Raw genomic sequence first — 15,726 nt, forward strand, 5'->3', positions numbered from 1 at the left:
ATGCTGATGCTTCGGATGATGCGAATGCTGAGGCGTCGGCTGCTGCTGATGCGGATGCGACGGCGGCTGCTGAGGCTGCGGCGACTGCTGATGCGTCCTCGTCTGCTTCGTCGGATGCTTCGGCTGATCCGGATGCTGATGCTGATCCGGATGCGTCGGCTGATGCTGATGCTGGTGTGAATGCGAATGCTGCTGCGTCGGCTGCTGCTTCGGCGAAGGCTGATGATGACAGCAATGCGGCTGCTGAGGCTGCTGCTGAGGCTGCTGCGTCTCCGGATGCGGATTCGGCTGAGTCTGCTGCTGCTGATGCGGATGCGTCGGCTGCTGCTGAGGCTGCGGCGACGCCGGATGCGTCGTCGGAGGCTTCGACGGATGTTTCGTCGGAGGCGAATGCGGCGGCTGCTGCTTCGGCTGAGGCTGCTGCGAATGCTGATGCTTCGGATGATGCGAATGCTGAGGCGTCGGCTGCTGCTGATGCGGATGCGACGGCGGCTGCTGAGGCTGCGGCGACTGCTGATGCGTCCTCGTCTGCTTCGTCGGATGCTTCGGCTGATGCCGATCAGAAGGCGGACTCGACGTCGGATTCGAAGGATTCGAAATCGGATTCGACGGGCGGCGAGCCTGTCAGCTCGTCCAGTGGGGACGTAAGCCTCCCGAACACCGGTGCCGACATCGGCTTGCTCCAGATCGCCGGTGCGGCTGGGATTGCCCTCGCCGGAGCCGGAGTCGTGACGGCGGGCATTATCCGTCGTCACCGTCAGCGGACCCAGCGATAGACAGGGTCGCAGATCGGGCTCGCTGCAGGTAGGTGAGCCAGCCGGTGGGTCGGCCGATCGTTGAGGCCGGCCCACCGGCTTTATCCCTTAGAGGCAAGGAAACGATTGAGGTGGGAACGTTGAGCAGGAAAGTAGGAATGGTTGGCGCCGCGGCGGTGGTCATGGCTCTTACGTTGGGAGCATGCGGGACGACACAGTCGGCTGCCCCCGGCCCGGCTGACGGAGTGCCTGAGGCCACGCATACAGCGTCTCCGGCTTCACCGAGCCAGTCGCCATCACCGAGCAAGTCACCCTCGCCGACCCAACCGAAGCCGAGCACCGAAAGTAGCACCACACCCAAGCCTCGAGAGAGCGAACCGCCGCGGTCCAAGGAACCGAAAGACCCGAAGCAGACCGATCGCTCAACCAAAATCCCCCAGGAACCCGAGGAGGAGGAGAAGCCTGAGCCGCGGCCATCGACACCCACCGCGGAGCCGTCAGAGCGCGAGCGGAGCGTTCCGGAGCGGGAGCTGACCAAGGCGGAGAAGGGCACTGATCCGAGCGCCGGCACGAGCTATTGCGACGTCTTAAAGCGAATGGACGCGTTGCGGAAGGAAACCGAATCCCTGACGGAAAAGCAGAAGCAGCGTGCCTTCCAATATCGACTGACTCAATCGGTCAGTTTGTACAGGAAGCTTTCGGGCTACTCCACTGGCAAAGAGAAGGATATGTGGACCAAGCTTGCCGATAAGTTTCAGGAACTGGTGGACTACTACGTAAGTTCCGGGCAGCAGCTCAACACTCCTGACGGTTTAGTCCTCATGGCCGAGGCGTATGCAGCCAGCGATGAAGTATTGCGGACGGTCCGAAAGAAGGTGGATTCAGAATGCAAACTGAAACTGGGGCCTGGACTCTCGGACGGGGAGGAGAAGTAATGGCCTTCAGTCCACGGCAGCGGCTGGGGTGTGTCGGCGCCGCCATACTTGGCCTCGCTCTCCTGGCTGGCTGCTCGACGCCGTCCGCCCCCGCCACGCCGGCGCCCGCCGGTTCCCCAACGGGATCGCCGATCTCAGCTGACCCTGTAATGGCGGATCTCTTCGCGAAGGGCCAGCGCAAGGTCAAAGACCTCCGCTCGGCCCATGCAAACGTCGTCGTCGAACGCTCCGGTGTCAAACAGAACTGGGTCTTCGACCTGGACCTCAAACTCGGCGAGTTCCGCGGCACGATCGACGTGACATCCGGCGCGACCAAAGTCATGTCGCAGAAGATTGTGCGGGCAAATGGGCTCACCTGGCTCATGGCACCGGAGGAATTCTGGGTGAGCGCCGGCTACCCGGCGGAGGGGGCGGCGAAGGCCCGCGGCAAGTATGTCGTGTTCAAGGTGGCGGAAGGAAACGCGCTCGCGGAACGCTACTCGGTGGACAGCGTCATCACGGCGATCGACAGGATCCGAGAGAGAGACGTCAGGGCTGTTCCGGCTGAGTCGGATGCAGAGAAGGTAACCTTCGTGGCCAGTCCGGGAACTTCGAGTGAGACTCGCATGACCTTCAGGCGGTCGGATTCTCAACTTGTGGGACTACGGAGCGATGCGGCGGGCGTGAAAACGGAACTCGTGCTCTCGAAGCACAATGATCCGCTGGACGTGAAGTTCCCATCGCCCGGGGATGTGCTTCAGCCGTAGCCGGCGCCTCGAAGAAGTGCGGACGACATTAGGACCTGATCCGGCGTGGCGGCACAGACAGGGCTTTGTGTCGCCGTGCCCCGCTGAGGCCTAGGTGCGACGGTGCCATGATCATTCTGGCGCCGGAGGGCGAAGGCGGTATGGCGCAGGCAAAGGTGAAAGGCTCTTTGGGCTCGTTTCATGGGACGCCCTGATCGATTGCGGTGGCCTAGTAGCGGTGGCCGACCATCTCGCTGCGACGATCACCACCAACGGCAAACAACCGGTGATCACGATTCCGACGCCACATGATGCTGGCGCGGGGGCCGGCAGGAGCCGAGAGCCAGAAATTGTCGCGGCGCCATGTGAGTCCCCGGCACGTCCAGGAGGCTGTCCGCAGTGACGGAAGTTTGGCGACGACCTGGATCAGCCAGCCGATCTGGGACATCGTGACCAACGCCCGAGTAGGTCACTGCGATGTGTCGTTTGTTCCGCTTTGTGCTAGGTGATCCGAAGCCGGGAAATCCCGCGTGGACCGACGCATGTTGGTTCGGTTTCGTGCCCCATGATCCAACGTGGAGTTGATCCGTCGGCAAGGGTGCTATATTTCATTGCACCTTCGTGTACAAGAGTCGCCTATGTGAGCGTCAAACGGTCAACACTGCGATCTGTAGCGTCAGCAGAACACCAGTGGCAACGACACCAATCAAGCGACTTTTGTGATCGGGTGCGCGTTGATGCGAGTATCAGTAGTCCACGGCTTCATGGATGAGTCCTTCTTGGGTCGGCGATTACTGCAGATGCCCTGAGCGCGGTGCACAGTAAACCACATCTCGTGTTTCGGTAGCGTAAAGAAATCCAGTACTGCGGCACGCCTGGTGCCTGCATATCCGAGAGTTCTTGACACGGCGGCGGCGTCAATCTACGCTCACCAGCAAAACAAAGGCAACCGGTTGCCTAGGCTTCCTGGCCGGGGCAAACTGGTCACCCAAATTTGAGGTCCCGATGAGGAGACTCTTCAGTGAAGAAGTCATTGCAACAAACGATCCGGGCAGTAGTTGCGGCGAGCTGCGTGACGGCCGTCGTGCTCACCGGTTGTACTGCAGGAACTTCACAGCCGGCGACCGAAGATGGCGACTCGGTCCTGAAGGTGTACGCCTGGAAAGGCAGTGAAGGTGAGCCGGCGAATGTCGCAAAGATTAATGCCGCCTTCGAGAAGGCGAATCCCGACATCGAGCTCGAGTTCGAGGTGATTCCGGCGAATGAAGCCTACTCACAGCGCGTCCAGCCGGAACTGCTCGCAGGCAACTCCGCAGACGTGATCATGGTGGACAGCAACCTTCTCTCGACCTGGGGAGAGTCCGGCTACCTCGCAGATCAGTCGGACGCAAACTGGGCCGACGATATCGTTCCCGAGGTCGCAGGCTTCGTCACGTACGACGACGCGGTGCTCGGTATGCCGATGGAGGCCATTGGCGTGGGCCTCTACGCGAACTCCGATCTCCTCAACGAGGTCGGCGTCACGGGCGTTCCCACTGATTGGGACGGCTTCGTCGATGCGCTCATCAAACTGAAAGCAGCGGGCCACGACCCGATCACGCTGCCGGACAAGGGCGGCTGGACAGGGGCGCTGGCGCTGCTCAACGCTGCTGCGACGACAGTCGACAAAGATTGGGACGAGAAGTTCTACCAGGGCGATGCGAGCTTCGCGGACTGGAAACCGGCCGTCGAGCAGCTGCTCGAAATGCAGGACATGGGCCTCATCGACTGGAAGACCGAGCTCGGTGAAGACGAGTGGTCGCAGGGCGCCGACGATTTCAAGGCGGGCAACACGGGCTTCTGGCTTCAGGGCGCGTGGAATCTTGGCGGAGTGGCGGAAGCTGGTGTCAACACACAGTTCACCGGATGGCCTGGCGGGGAGCCTGGTCTCGACCCGAACGGGCTGCTCTTCGTTGGCACGATGTGGGGTATCAACGAGGCTTCGCCGGTCAAGGATGCGGCAAAGAAGTACGTCGACTTCTGGTCGCAGCCCGAGAACCTCAGCCTGTTCCTCGAGGCCGAGAACGCAATCTCTCCGTTCACGTCCGGCGTGAGTCCGGGGAACGACGCCATGGACGGGTTCCTCGCGTCTTACGAGTCAGGGAACTACCGGTTCATGCAGACAAACACTTGGATGTCGGGCGACGTGCAGACCCAGATGGGTTCGCGCCTCCAGGCCCTTTTCCTTGGAGAGATCACGGTCGACCAGTTCCTCGTCGAGATGGATGGGATCGCGAAGAGGGCGGAATAGGCGGAATAGTCCCATCCCGCGCGGCTGCCACCGGGTCGGCGGCAGCGCCCCTTTCGCTGAAGGGTGTGTCATGATCTCCAAACGCCCCATCGTCGCTCTCGGGTTCCTTCTTCCCGCGCTCGCCGTCTACGGGCTATTCATCGTCTATCCGCTGGCCAATGGTCTTTGGCTGAGCTTGACGGACAGCCGTGGTGGTCCCAAGGCCGACTTCGTCGGACTCGAGCAGTACTCGCGCCTACTCACGGACGGCGAGGTCCTTCGTGCCGTCAGAACCACTGTGGTCTACGCGTTCGGGGTCGTCGTGTTCCAGAACATCTTCGGCCTCCTCATGGCGCGGGCTATGTACAACCGCCCTCGGATCCGCAAGCTCGTGAGCGTCCTTATTCTGATGCCAACGCTCGTTGCCCCGGTCATGGCGTCCTTCATCTTCTCGTATCTTTACGCGCCCGACGGCACTATCAATCAGGTCCTCCGAGGTCTTGGCCTCGAGTCATTCACTCGCATCTGGCTCGGCAATCCCGATACGGCACTCGCTGCTGTGGCCCTGGTCAACACCTGGATGTTCGCAGGATACTCGGCCGCCATCTTCCTTGCCGGATATCTGGCGCTCCCAGCCGATGTCCTGGAAGCGGCGGACCTGGATGGCGCCAGCGGCTTCAGGCGGTTCCGCACTGTCGAGTGGCCGCTGCTGGCACATTCCTTGACTGTGAACATTACGCTTTCGCTTATCGGTTCGCTCAAGGTCTTCGAGTTCCCGTTTGTGCTCACCAACGGCGGTCCCGCGGGCTCCACAACGACTCTCACGCTCTTGGTCTACCGCAAGGTGTTCGGTGGAGCGGGTGAGTTCGCGTACGGAGTCACGATCGCCGTACTGCTCCTCGTTATTGTCGTCGTCCTCAGCAGCGTCGCTACTTCGGTGCTGCGCATGCGCGAGAAAAGGATATGAGTTCATGTCTGCAACAACATTCGTGACGGTATCTACTCGGGGCGCCGGTGTCTGGAATCAGGTCAAGCGGCGTCTGGGGGACATCGGTCTCGTCACCGGAGTTGCCCTCCTGCTTATCCCATTCGCATTCGCTGTGCTTACCGCGATCCGCCCCGCTGCCGATGTCTCGGCGAGCCCGCTCGGCTGGCCTCAAAGTCTGACTCTCGAAAACGTCGTCGACGCGTTCATGCGGATCAATTACGCGCAGAGCGTCGCAAACACTGTCACCATCCTCGCCGGTTCCTGCGCACTTACCGTGGCGTTCGGCGCGATGGCCAGTTACCCGCTCAGCCGCATCGGCCGGTCCTGGGCCAACGGTCTGTATCGCGTGTTCATCATCGGCACTGCCGTTCCGATCTATGTGCTTATCGCGCCGCTGTACCTGCTTGTGCGTGACCTCCACATTCTGGGTACTCAACTCAGCGTGATCCTCGTTTATACGGCCATGAATCTGCCGATCGCTGTGTTCTTCTACACGAGCTTCATGCGGCAGGTGCCGGTCGAGCTCGAGGAGGCAGCCGCGATCGACGGAGCGGGACCCTTGCGCGTCTTCTTCGCCGTCATCTTCCCGCTGCTCGCGCCCGTGACGGCGACGCTCGTGACGTTCATCAGCCTTGTCGTGTGGAATGACCTCATCGTCCCTCTCGTCTTCCTTCAAGGCGGGGAGAACCGGACGATCATGGCGAACGCCTACGCCCTTATCGACCCGAACACCGTCGAGCCGACGACGCTGTTCCCTGCCGCGCTGCTCGGAGTTCTGCCACTTGTCGTCGTCTTCAGTTTTCTGCAGCGGTATGTCGTCGCGGGCATATCGGCGGGAGCAGTCAAGTCCTGACAGTGCTGGCCGGGAGCGCCCGCTCCCGGCCATCCCAAAGAAGGGAAGTAGCTAATGCATTCCAGTCCTCCAACTCGCGTCGCAGCGCGGCTACGACCGTCGCGATTGCGCGCCGCACTCGCGGTCGCCGTCAGCGCGATCGTGGCGTTCGGCGCCTTGGTAGGCCCTGGCGATTCGGCCCAGGCGGCGGCTAAAGCATTCTTCGTCGACTGTTCTGCCGCAGCCAACGGCACCGGCACAGAGAAGAGTCCGTGGAACTCGCTCGCAGCGGTCCGGCCTCCTGGCGGTGCCTTCGCCGCCGGCGACTCGATCCGCCTCAAGGCAGGCACCAGCTGCAGCGGATCCTTCATCGCGAAGGGAAGCGGGTCCTCGACGGAGCCGATCAACCTGACCAGCTACGGCACAGGTGCCAAGCCGATCATCAACGGTGGAGGAACCGTCGAAGCTCCGGTGATCATCCGCGACTCCAGCTACTGGACCGTCGACGGGCTCGAAGTGACCAACATCGCAGCTGCAGAGGGCAAGCGCAGCGGCGTGCTGGTCGAGAACACCGGCAACGCCGTCCACCGCGGGATCACCATCAAGAACCTCGACGTGCATCACATCACAGGTCGTTCGGATCGGGACGCAAGCGACCGCTACGTGTCCGCTGGCATCCAGGTCCGCCTTCCGGCCAAAGCGAGTGGTCTGACTGGGTACTTCGATGGCGTCACGATCGAGAACAACGAGGTGCGCGATGTGAAGTCCATGGGGATCGCCGTCGTCGGATCTCCGAATGGCGACGACACCATCAAGCACAACCGCAATGTGGTGATCCGGGGCAACTCCGTGTTCCGCGCCGCCGCGGACTCGATCCTGATCGGTGTATCAGTCGACCCCCTAGTCGAGCACAACGTCAGCTACGACGCCGGGCACAACGCGGTCAATCGCGGCGCGATCGCCGGTATCTGGGCTTACACGAGCGCTAATCCCGTCTTCCAATTCAATGAATCTGCACGTACGCAACCAGGGCCAGATTCGATGGGCTGGGACTGTGACTGGGGAATCACTGGATCCTGCATCTATCAGTACAACTACAGCCACGAGAATTCCGGTGGATTCTATCTCGAATGTCTGACCTGTTTTGGGCCAGGTCAGACGGACATTCCGAAGCTCATCGTGCGCTACAACGTGTCGCAGGGTGAGGGAATCATCACCTCGAAAGGTGGCAACGTGAAGCTGGAGATGTATAACAATACGTTGTACAACCCGGACCGCCCTTTCGATATCAGTCTACCTTCCAGTGCTCTTGTTGCCAACAACATATTTGTCGGATCTGGGCTGGGTCGGTTCGACACTGACCGTGGTATCGTTGTCGACCGCAACGTCTACCATGGTTTCAACGGTCCCACGGCTGATGTGAATGCGATCGACGCAGATCCTAAATTCGCTAACCCTGGCACTGGCCGCGACGGACTTGACACGGTTGATGGGTATAAGTTGACCGCAGGGTCGCCCGCTCTCTCAAAGGGGCGACTTATCGCCGACAACGGCGGCCGGGACTACTGGGGCAATGCTGTATCCGCGACGACCGCCCCTCACATCGGCGCATACGCTGGCCCCGTGGTGGCGAACACCGACCGTCCCGGAACGATCGTCGCCAATGGCGGTTTTGAAGACGGCCTGACAAGCTGGAGCCGCAGGGGTTCGGCGGCCATCGTCACCGCGGACGTGCAGGGCGGCACGAAGGCACTTTCCCTGTCCGGTGGTGCAGTCGAGCAGGTGGTCACTGGACTTCAACCGAAGACGACGTACACGCTGTCGGGATGGGGCAAGTCGGTCGACGCCGCCAGAGGCCCTCACATCGGTGTGAAGGAGTACGGAGGCGCGGACATCGCCGTGCAGTTCGCGAGCACGAGCTACACAAAGTCCACACTTACCTTCACCACGGGAGCGTCGGCGACATCCGCCCGTGTCTACTGCTATCAGCCGACATCTGCGGTATCGCATTGCGACGACATCGCGGTCGATCCGCTGCTGAAGAATGGTGGCTTCGAGCAGGGTGTACTCGGGGATTGGAAACAGATCTTGGGCACTCACGATGACAACTTCGTCGTTGCGCAGGACATGCAGCAAGGAGACTACGCACTGCAGACAAGCATCAATGGTCATAGCGGCGTCGAACAGGTCGTGTCGGGGCTAGTCCCCGGCGCGAGCTACGAACTCACCGGCTGGGCACGCTCGGTGAAATCAGGCGAAGAGATGCGGGTCGGCGTGTACAGCTTCGGCAATTCTGAGAAATTCGCACCCGTCACCGCGGATCAGTGGACGAAGGTGACCGTGCCGTTCACGATGGGCGACACCGCCACGAGTGCGAAGATCTACTGCCTCAAAGAGAGCGGACTCGATGTCGGATTCTGCGACACACTGAGCCTCACTCGCGTCGATAGTCCGTGACTCTGATCACTATGCCATCGGAGACTAGCCGCTGCGGCATCGTAGGTGGCTCTCTCCGTACGGGCGGGAGGCGTCGCCAGGATTCCGATCTCGGTGATGTTTGATTCCGCCTACGGGGCGGCGTAGTCGAGAATGTGGCTGCTGGGTGGCCCCGGGTCACCCAGCAGCCCGATCAGATCAGAGCAATGACTGACCGACCCCGCCCCCCGGATGTGCGCAGGCGGTCTAGCCCGGGAAGGGAAATGCATGAAACTACTCACGCTGCGCGGTTGCGAACGGCCCGGCGCCGGTCCGTTGATTTGGGCGAGCGCCACCAAGAGCGCCGCCGCCCAAGTGCACATGGCCACGATCACCAACACCCGGGCGCCGGTTGCATCCGAGGGGGTTTGGAGGGCACACACCGAGCTACTGCTGCGTATCCACGGACGCAGCCGAAGATCACTTGTTCTCCAGATCAAGGAGATCAGCGGGGAACGGGCTGAACTCAAGAGGTTCTCGGTCGCCCGTACCGGAAGCGGGAAAGAGCGATGAGGAGGCTGGCTGTCGGACTCGTGGCCGGCATCGTCGTGATGCTCGGGCTTGCGGGGTGCTCTCCTAGTGTCAAGCCGGTTCCGCCCGACCCGGGCGTTACCGCGGTAGTCGTCAGCGGTGTGGAGGTCAGCGCACAAGAGTTCAGATACTGCGTCAAGCAGGTTCGGGCGGAGGTCATGGACACCGCAGCGAAGAACAGATGGACGACAAACGGATCTGCGCCGGTCTCGGAAGACCCGACGGCTGAGTTGCTCGTCGAAAGGGCCAGCCGGAAATGCGCCGAGGGCGTGATCCGTCGAGTGCAGGCGGCGGACGTCGGGGTCATCGACGACGTGACATTCGATGCCCTCACTGCGCGATGGGAAGCCGACAACCGTGCTCGGGCTGAGGCCGCGGACGCGGGCAAGGTTGTGTATGGCCCGGTCGAGAGATCTCTGGAGCAGTATGAGTTTCAGGAGATGGCGGACGCCGCTTCCGTCGTCGAACGGGAGGCGGCCGACGCCATGCTCGCCGCGCCAAGAGCCTTGGAGAAGGCACTCGCTGATCACCCCGAAGTTGCGAAGGGACTGGACCTGTCGAAACCTGCTGAACGCCTCATCGCAGCCAAGATGATCGCCCGGGACAACTTCGAGGTCGAACTAAGGCAGGCGCTGCGGGACGCGGATGTGCGATTCGAAGACGAATGGCTGCGCTCGGTCACGCTGGACTCGCTGGTGGACCCTCCCTAGAGCGAAATCGAGCCGAAACTGAGCCTCCCCGCCCCCGATGCATGCCACGGTTTGAGAGGATGTAGGGGAGGAAGGGGACCTGATGAGGCCTGCCACATTGAAGGATGTCGCAGCTGAATGTGGCGTTTCCGTGCCCACAGCCTCTCGTGTGCTCAATGGAGGAGGACATGTCTCCGCCGAGACCCGACGGAGAATCCATGAGGCCGCCGAACGACTGGATTTTCGCCCGAACGCGCTTGCTCAGTCATTCGCTCTGGGCCGCAGTTTCACAGTCGGGGTCCTCGCGCAGAAGGCTTCGGGCAACTTCTCGACTCCGGTCATCACCGGGATCATCGCAGAACTCAGCAGGCGCGATGTCGCTGTGCTCGTCTATGACGACGAAGACAACGTGTCCGCCAGGCCAGACAACCTCCGGACGCTGCAGGCACGGCGGGTCGACGGGATCATAGTCGTCGGCGATGGAACTGACATGCCTTTCCCCTCGATCTCGAAGATGTTTCGTACTCCGGTGATCCACGTCTTCGGAGTGTCAGAGAGTCCGGAGGACACCTGCTTCCTGCCGGACGACGTGCAGGCCGGACGCCTCGCGGCCGCGCATCTTCTCGATCAGGGCAGAACCAGAATCGCCCACGTGACTGCGATGAGGTACTCCCGAGCGGTACGGGGCAGATTGAAGGGGTTCAGCGCCGAGCTAGAAGCCGCAGGGCGACCACTCGCGCTGGCCGAGCCGCTGTTTGGAGACTGGACCATCCCCTGGGGGTATCGAGCAGGCCAGGAACTCGTCGACCGTTTTGGCGCGTTTGACGCCATCTTCTGCGGTAACGACTACATAGCCTTAGGAATCACCCGAGCATTCGAACGGGCTGGCATCCGTGTGCCCGAAGACGTCGCGCTCGTCGGCTACGACAATTGGTCGAAGTACAGCGGCAGTCCTGATCGTTTCCTCACATCAATCGATCCGAAGCTCAACGAGCTCGGTCACCTTGCAGCGTCGGCGCTCCTGTCCCAGGAGCCGTCGAAACGACCGAACGGCATCAACTACCAGAGCTGTGAGCTCGTCCCCGGGATGTCTTCGGGCATGCTCCCGTTCGATGAGCTCGGGGCGGTCGCATTCCGACTGGATTGAAGCAATCCGGCCGCAACGCACTGATCTCGTCGTGCATGCATGGCTGCGAGGCGCGTGTCTCCTCGCGCCCGCCCGTTCATTTAGCGTTGTGCGGCGCTCCACATCCACAGTCGAGTGCGGACGGCGCACGTTGGTGAGTCGTGAGAGGCTGTCGTCGCCGTCGAACTCCGAGGCCAGCCTGGAATAGTTGCCCCACCCAGCGGATTGTGGACACAGAGAAGGCCGCCTCCTGCGTGCAACTCAATTCGACCGAGTTCGAGCAGACTGGCCGTTCCGGCTTGGCTGAATGCCCGCCATCGGGCCGCGCCCGCACGCGACTCCCTTGGATCTGCCCGTCGGTCTGACACCGGGCACTAGGGGGCTGGCTGACTGGCCCCGGGATGACGGTTCGATGTGAGACGCAAGGCTGTCGCGACTGTGGAGCCGTTCAAGCCGGTGATCGTGGCGCCGCTCGTAGCCGTCGCATCCTGACCGACACGAAACCTCGGCGAATCGGACGAGATCCTACTGGCCGAGCAATCCGAAGCGGCACCCTCCTGGCTACTCGTAAACAGCCTCGGCGCTCCCGAAACCTAGCCGCCACGGACCGACCCCGGGTCCGAACGACCTAACCCAGCTGCGCCTTCGGCGCTCGGAACCCGCCCAGTCAGTCACGCCGTCGCGGGGGCCACATCAAGCCGTCCTCCCCGGGCCAAGATCTTGACGAGATCAGGTGGCGGCCCTTCTTTATCTTTTGGGAATCCCGTGGCTGTTAGGCTCAACAGAATCAGTTCCCAGACGGCCTGGAAGGCGTGGATGCGACGCAGAGGGGTGCTGGTCTGGGCAAGTCCCGAGCCTGACGCGGTGATGCGCGTACTGGGCCAGGCCACTTCGTCGATGCGGCCCGAGTAGACGGAGATGTAGAAGGCCGTCCTATGCATCATCTATCCGGGATGCTGGGCGGCGATGATCATATCCGAGTTCTTGACCTTGCCGATCGGACCACAAGTCCCCGACGCTGGCAGTTCCACCGTTTGGTCGACCAAGGCAATCCAAGGAAGATCAAGAGCCGAGGTGATCAGCGAGGCATCGGCACACACAGACAGGTGTGCGAGCGCCGACCACAGGTCGAGGAGTTGATCAAGTAGGCAGACGTGCGCGCTGGCCCCGGCGGCTGAGGATTGCTGGCAGCGTTGGGAAACCTAGGTGATCGAGCACCGTCCAAGGACTTGAGAGACTTCCGTTCCTCGAGTATTGTCAACACTCGGGACAAACTCAGTGACAGAGGGAGATGGCCGTGAGGGCACAGTCGGGATAAGCGCTTCCCTGGTCATGTTCCTGGTTGTCGCCTGTCGGTCATCCCACCCGGTCCAGGTCAGAGGTGGCCGGTCACGAATGAAGTCGTCCAAGACTTGCTTGGTAGCTGAATTGACGCCACGGAGGTGGAATGGATATGACAGAGGAAGATCGTGTTTCCAGCGAAACGCAGGCTGGTCACGCTTCAACTCAAGTTGCTCGTCGTACAGTGTTAAAGGGTGCGGCTGCTGGCACGGTCGCGACGATTGGCCCGGGGGTTGGTCTGGCTGCGGCGGAACCGCGAGGTGCGAAAGCGCAGACGCTGGTCGGCCCTGGTGGCGCGACCTCGGTGACGTTCGACCAGGACGGTCGCCTGGTGGCCATGGTTACGAACGAGGCTGAGATCCCTGTCGGGGACGCGCTCTCGGGTTTGGTGATCGAGGACAGGAAGGCGAAGCGGGCGTACGGGGCCAAGGGCACCGTGGTCAAGAAGGGTGACGCGCTGGTCCACGAATCTGTTCTTAAGGGCGGTGGCTTGTCGGTATCCGCAGAGTATCGATTTGTGAGCCCGGAAACCCTTGAGGTTAGTGGCAGGGTCCGCGACACCTCGGGCAAGGACCGAGCGGTGAACGTTGTCTTCACAGTGCCTTTGGCAACCGATTCGGCCTCCTGGCAGTCGTCAATCAATGACTCCGAAGTGGTCAAGTTGCGCCATGAGGGGCGGGGTGGCCCAGCGCTGACGAGCCTGCCCACGGTAAGGTCCGTTACTCATACTCAGAGCATTCAAACGGCGTCTGCCGTGCTCAGAGAGGGACAGTGCCTGGCGTATTCACTTCGTCCTGATCGCCCTAACGAATATCGAATCGGGCTGGACTTGGAGTCTGCCCAGTTCTATGTCCGGACGAAACTCGGCCTGTCGCAGGCGGTAGGGCATGGGACAGGAGAATTCTGTTTCCGGCTTACGGTACTTCCGGGCGGGGAGATTCGCCACGTCCTGAAGAAATTGTACGAATTGGATTCCACAACGTATGAGGCTATGGTCAAGCCGACGGGAATCTGGGAATTCTGTCCACCTGCGTATGTGTCGCCCGAGTACCGGAGGAATATCCTCTTCCATCAGGCCGGCAGGAATGCATGGGATGCGACGAATGTCGAGCAGTATTCGCAGCATGATGGCTGGAGTGACAATCCAGCCCATGCCTACGTGCTTCCGTACACGAACGTTTACATGGCGAGCATTTCGTATCTTCCGGAGGTGCCGAAGAATCTTCGGGACGCGATGCGGGCATATTCTGATTGGGAGGCCGATCCGTTCCTCTTTGGGGGGAACAATCATCCGCCGAGCTGGACCAGCTCTGACGAATACAAGAAGATGATCCGGGCTTGTGGCAAGAGCGCGGCGCTATTGAGGGATCCTGAGGAGTGGAAGGGCGATGGGCCGAATCTCACTGCTGCTCAAAAGAAGGCTGAAGAGCACGGGATCAAGTATGTACATGAGGTATTCAACGGCAGGGCGGCAAAGTTTGAGTTGAATCCTAACCCGCATCTAGGGAAACCCGGTGGGACGGAGACGATCGCAGGGTACATGCTGAATTACCATGTCCCGATGCTGCTCGACAATCCTAGAGTTTCCGGCGTCATGCTCGACGTCCTGCATTTCTTCGGCGGTTACAACTACCGTCGTGATCACTTTCCGAGTGCGGCAAGACTTTCCTATGCTGATGATGGGTTCGAACCTGCAATTTGGATGAGTAGTGATCTGTGCGAGTATCTGTTTGTGCTTCGCGACCTCCTCCGCAAGAGCGACAAGATCATGCTTGGCAATCTTCCTGGCAATGTGTTCATTGCTCTGGCGCTGGACGTTATTGCGGCCGAAATACTTAGTGATGACTTTGACGAGGAGGCGTCTCGATGGGTGCCGCGCTCGAGGTCTCTCGGATATCGAAAGCCCTGTGTCTACTCGGCTAAGCCTGAACATTTCGGTCGCAAATATTCTGGGATGTTGACGAGATACTCGCTGCTGTATGCTGTGACTTTTGCTATGAATCCTCTGTGGAAACTGCGTGGAGATGCGCAGGAGCAGCCGATGGATGGATCTATTGGGGAAGATTATGGCATGCAGCCGGCGAAGAACGGCAGAGGAAGGATCTCGGCAGATGTGACTCCGGACGAGGCGCATGGTGAGGTGTCGGAGAATGAAGTACAGTATCAGCGCGAGATTGTCCCAGTCGTCCAGGAACTGCATCAACGTGGTTGGGAGCCAGTCACTGGCGTGACCAGCTCACACGGAGGCGTCCTGGTAGAGCGTTTCGGAGATGGTGCTTCTAAGGCGAACCTTGTCGTTTGGAACAAAGGAAATGGCGGGGAAGTTCGGAAGCGGTCTGTCGATCTTGAATTGGATCCGTTGGTGTTCCCGGACCGGCTCGTGAACGTGAGCGAGGTGCTCAGCGTGCCAGGCGAGAGAACCAATCCGGCGAAGGGTCTGAGTTTTGAGTTGCAGGCGGACGAGTTGAAGGTGCTGGAGCTCGAATTTGAGTGAGGTGCTCGGCGGACTTTGAGCGTTCGAAATATGCGTCGTCTGAGTCCGTTCCTTCGCCGATGTTCTCGGCAGATGTAACGCCGAACGCGGCCCGTGTTGATGTTTCGGAGATTCGATTCTGGATCCGTTGATGCTCCCGAGCGGCGGCTGAAGGCGCTCCTGGTCAGGTGCCTGACCAGGAGCGCCTTCGCGGCCGAAACCGTTGTCGCCATGATATAGGAATAGCCGAAAGGGAGATATGTCCGCATCTGAACCGTATGCCCCGAGCAGTCGGGCGTCCGGCAATCGCAGCCGCAAGTTGGACCGGCCGAACGTGATGCTGATCTGTGTCGACCAGATGCGCGGTGACGCGCTGTCCGCGGCCGGCCACCCGGTGGTGAAGACGCCGCACCTGGACGAGATCGCCGGCCAGGGCACCCGGTTCGCCCGGAACTACTCGGCGACCCCGACCTGTGTGCCGGCCCGGGTCGCGCTGTTCACGGGGCAGTCGCCGGAGCGGCACGGGCGCTACGGCTACCGCGACGGGGTGCCGTTCACCGAGGCGCATCCGGTGACCATGCAGGGGG

Annotated in this window: 11 protein-coding genes; all 11 read left to right on the plus strand. The window is 61.1% G+C overall.

The window, feature by feature from the left end; genetic code table 11:
* Positions 1-776 (plus strand): hypothetical protein (locus ACFQU4_RS37110; RefSeq protein WP_377502156.1); only part of this gene is annotated, 776 nt, incomplete at its 5' end.
* 224 nt (positions 777-1,000) lie between these two features.
* Positions 1,001-1,690: a hypothetical protein gene (locus ACFQU4_RS37115; protein ID WP_377502159.1), complete on the plus strand. Its 690-nt coding sequence runs from the start codon at positions 1,001-1,003 to the stop codon at positions 1,688-1,690.
* 149 nt (positions 1,691-1,839) lie between these two features.
* The gene (locus ACFQU4_RS37120; RefSeq protein ID WP_377502162.1) at positions 1,840-2,436 is read left to right on the plus strand and encodes a hypothetical protein; all 597 of its coding nucleotides are present in this window, start codon (positions 1,840-1,842) and stop codon (positions 2,434-2,436) included.
* A gap of 1,000 nt (positions 2,437-3,436) precedes the next feature.
* Positions 3,437-4,705, plus strand: a complete 1,269-nt coding sequence (locus ACFQU4_RS37125) for an ABC transporter substrate-binding protein (protein WP_377502165.1) — start codon at positions 3,437-3,439, stop codon at positions 4,703-4,705.
* A 70-nt stretch (positions 4,706-4,775) separates the two neighbouring features.
* Positions 4,776-5,651 (plus strand): carbohydrate ABC transporter permease, encoded by an 876-nt coding sequence (locus ACFQU4_RS37130; RefSeq protein WP_377502168.1) that lies wholly within the window; start codon positions 4,776-4,778, stop codon positions 5,649-5,651.
* A gap of 4 nt (positions 5,652-5,655) precedes the next feature.
* Positions 5,656-6,525 carry a carbohydrate ABC transporter permease gene (locus tag ACFQU4_RS37135; RefSeq protein ID WP_377502171.1) on the plus strand — a complete coding sequence of 290 codons (870 nt, stop codon included), beginning with the start codon at positions 5,656-5,658 and terminating at the stop codon, positions 6,523-6,525.
* Positions 6,526-6,630: 105 nt separating this feature from the next.
* Positions 6,631-8,961, plus strand: coding sequence for a carbohydrate binding domain-containing protein (locus ACFQU4_RS37140; RefSeq protein WP_377502174.1), 2,331 nt, complete (start codon positions 6,631-6,633; stop codon positions 8,959-8,961).
* A gap of 527 nt (positions 8,962-9,488) precedes the next feature.
* On the plus strand, positions 9,489-10,220 hold the full coding sequence (locus ACFQU4_RS37145) for a hypothetical protein (protein ID WP_377502177.1): 732 nt from the start codon (positions 9,489-9,491) through the stop codon (positions 10,218-10,220).
* Positions 10,221-10,302: 82 nt separating this feature from the next.
* Positions 10,303-11,346, plus strand: coding sequence for a LacI family DNA-binding transcriptional regulator (locus ACFQU4_RS37150; protein ID WP_377502180.1), 1,044 nt, complete (start codon positions 10,303-10,305; stop codon positions 11,344-11,346).
* 1,426 nt (positions 11,347-12,772) lie between these two features.
* Positions 12,773-15,160, plus strand: a complete 2,388-nt coding sequence (locus ACFQU4_RS37155) for a hypothetical protein (RefSeq protein WP_377502183.1) — start codon at positions 12,773-12,775, stop codon at positions 15,158-15,160.
* 238 nt (positions 15,161-15,398) lie between these two features.
* The coding region (locus tag ACFQU4_RS37160) for a sulfatase-like hydrolase/transferase (protein WP_377502186.1) at positions 15,399-15,726 on the plus strand (328 nt) is incomplete at its 3' end.

Origin of the sequence: Microlunatus sp. GCM10028923 (genome assembly GCF_042666975.1) — a bacterium.
Taxonomy (GTDB): Bacteria; Actinomycetota; Actinomycetes; order Propionibacteriales; family Propionibacteriaceae; genus Microlunatus.

Coding starts and splice junctions, on each gene's coding strand:
- ACFQU4_RS37120 (WP_377502162.1), top strand. CDS start 1,840: ATGGCGGATCTCTTCGCGAAGGGCCAGCGCAAGGTCAAAGACCTCCGC.
- ACFQU4_RS37130 (WP_377502168.1), top strand. CDS start 4,776: ATGATCTCCAAACGCCCCATCGTCGCTCTCGGGTTCCTTCTTCCCGCG.
- ACFQU4_RS37135 (WP_377502171.1), top strand. CDS start 5,656: ATGTCTGCAACAACATTCGTGACGGTATCTACTCGGGGCGCCGGTGTC.
- ACFQU4_RS37145 (WP_377502177.1), top strand. CDS start 9,489: ATGAGGAGGCTGGCTGTCGGACTCGTGGCCGGCATCGTCGTGATGCTC.
- ACFQU4_RS37150 (WP_377502180.1), top strand. CDS start 10,303: ATGAGGCCTGCCACATTGAAGGATGTCGCAGCTGAATGTGGCGTTTCC.
- ACFQU4_RS37155 (WP_377502183.1), top strand. CDS start 12,773: ATGGATATGACAGAGGAAGATCGTGTTTCCAGCGAAACGCAGGCTGGT.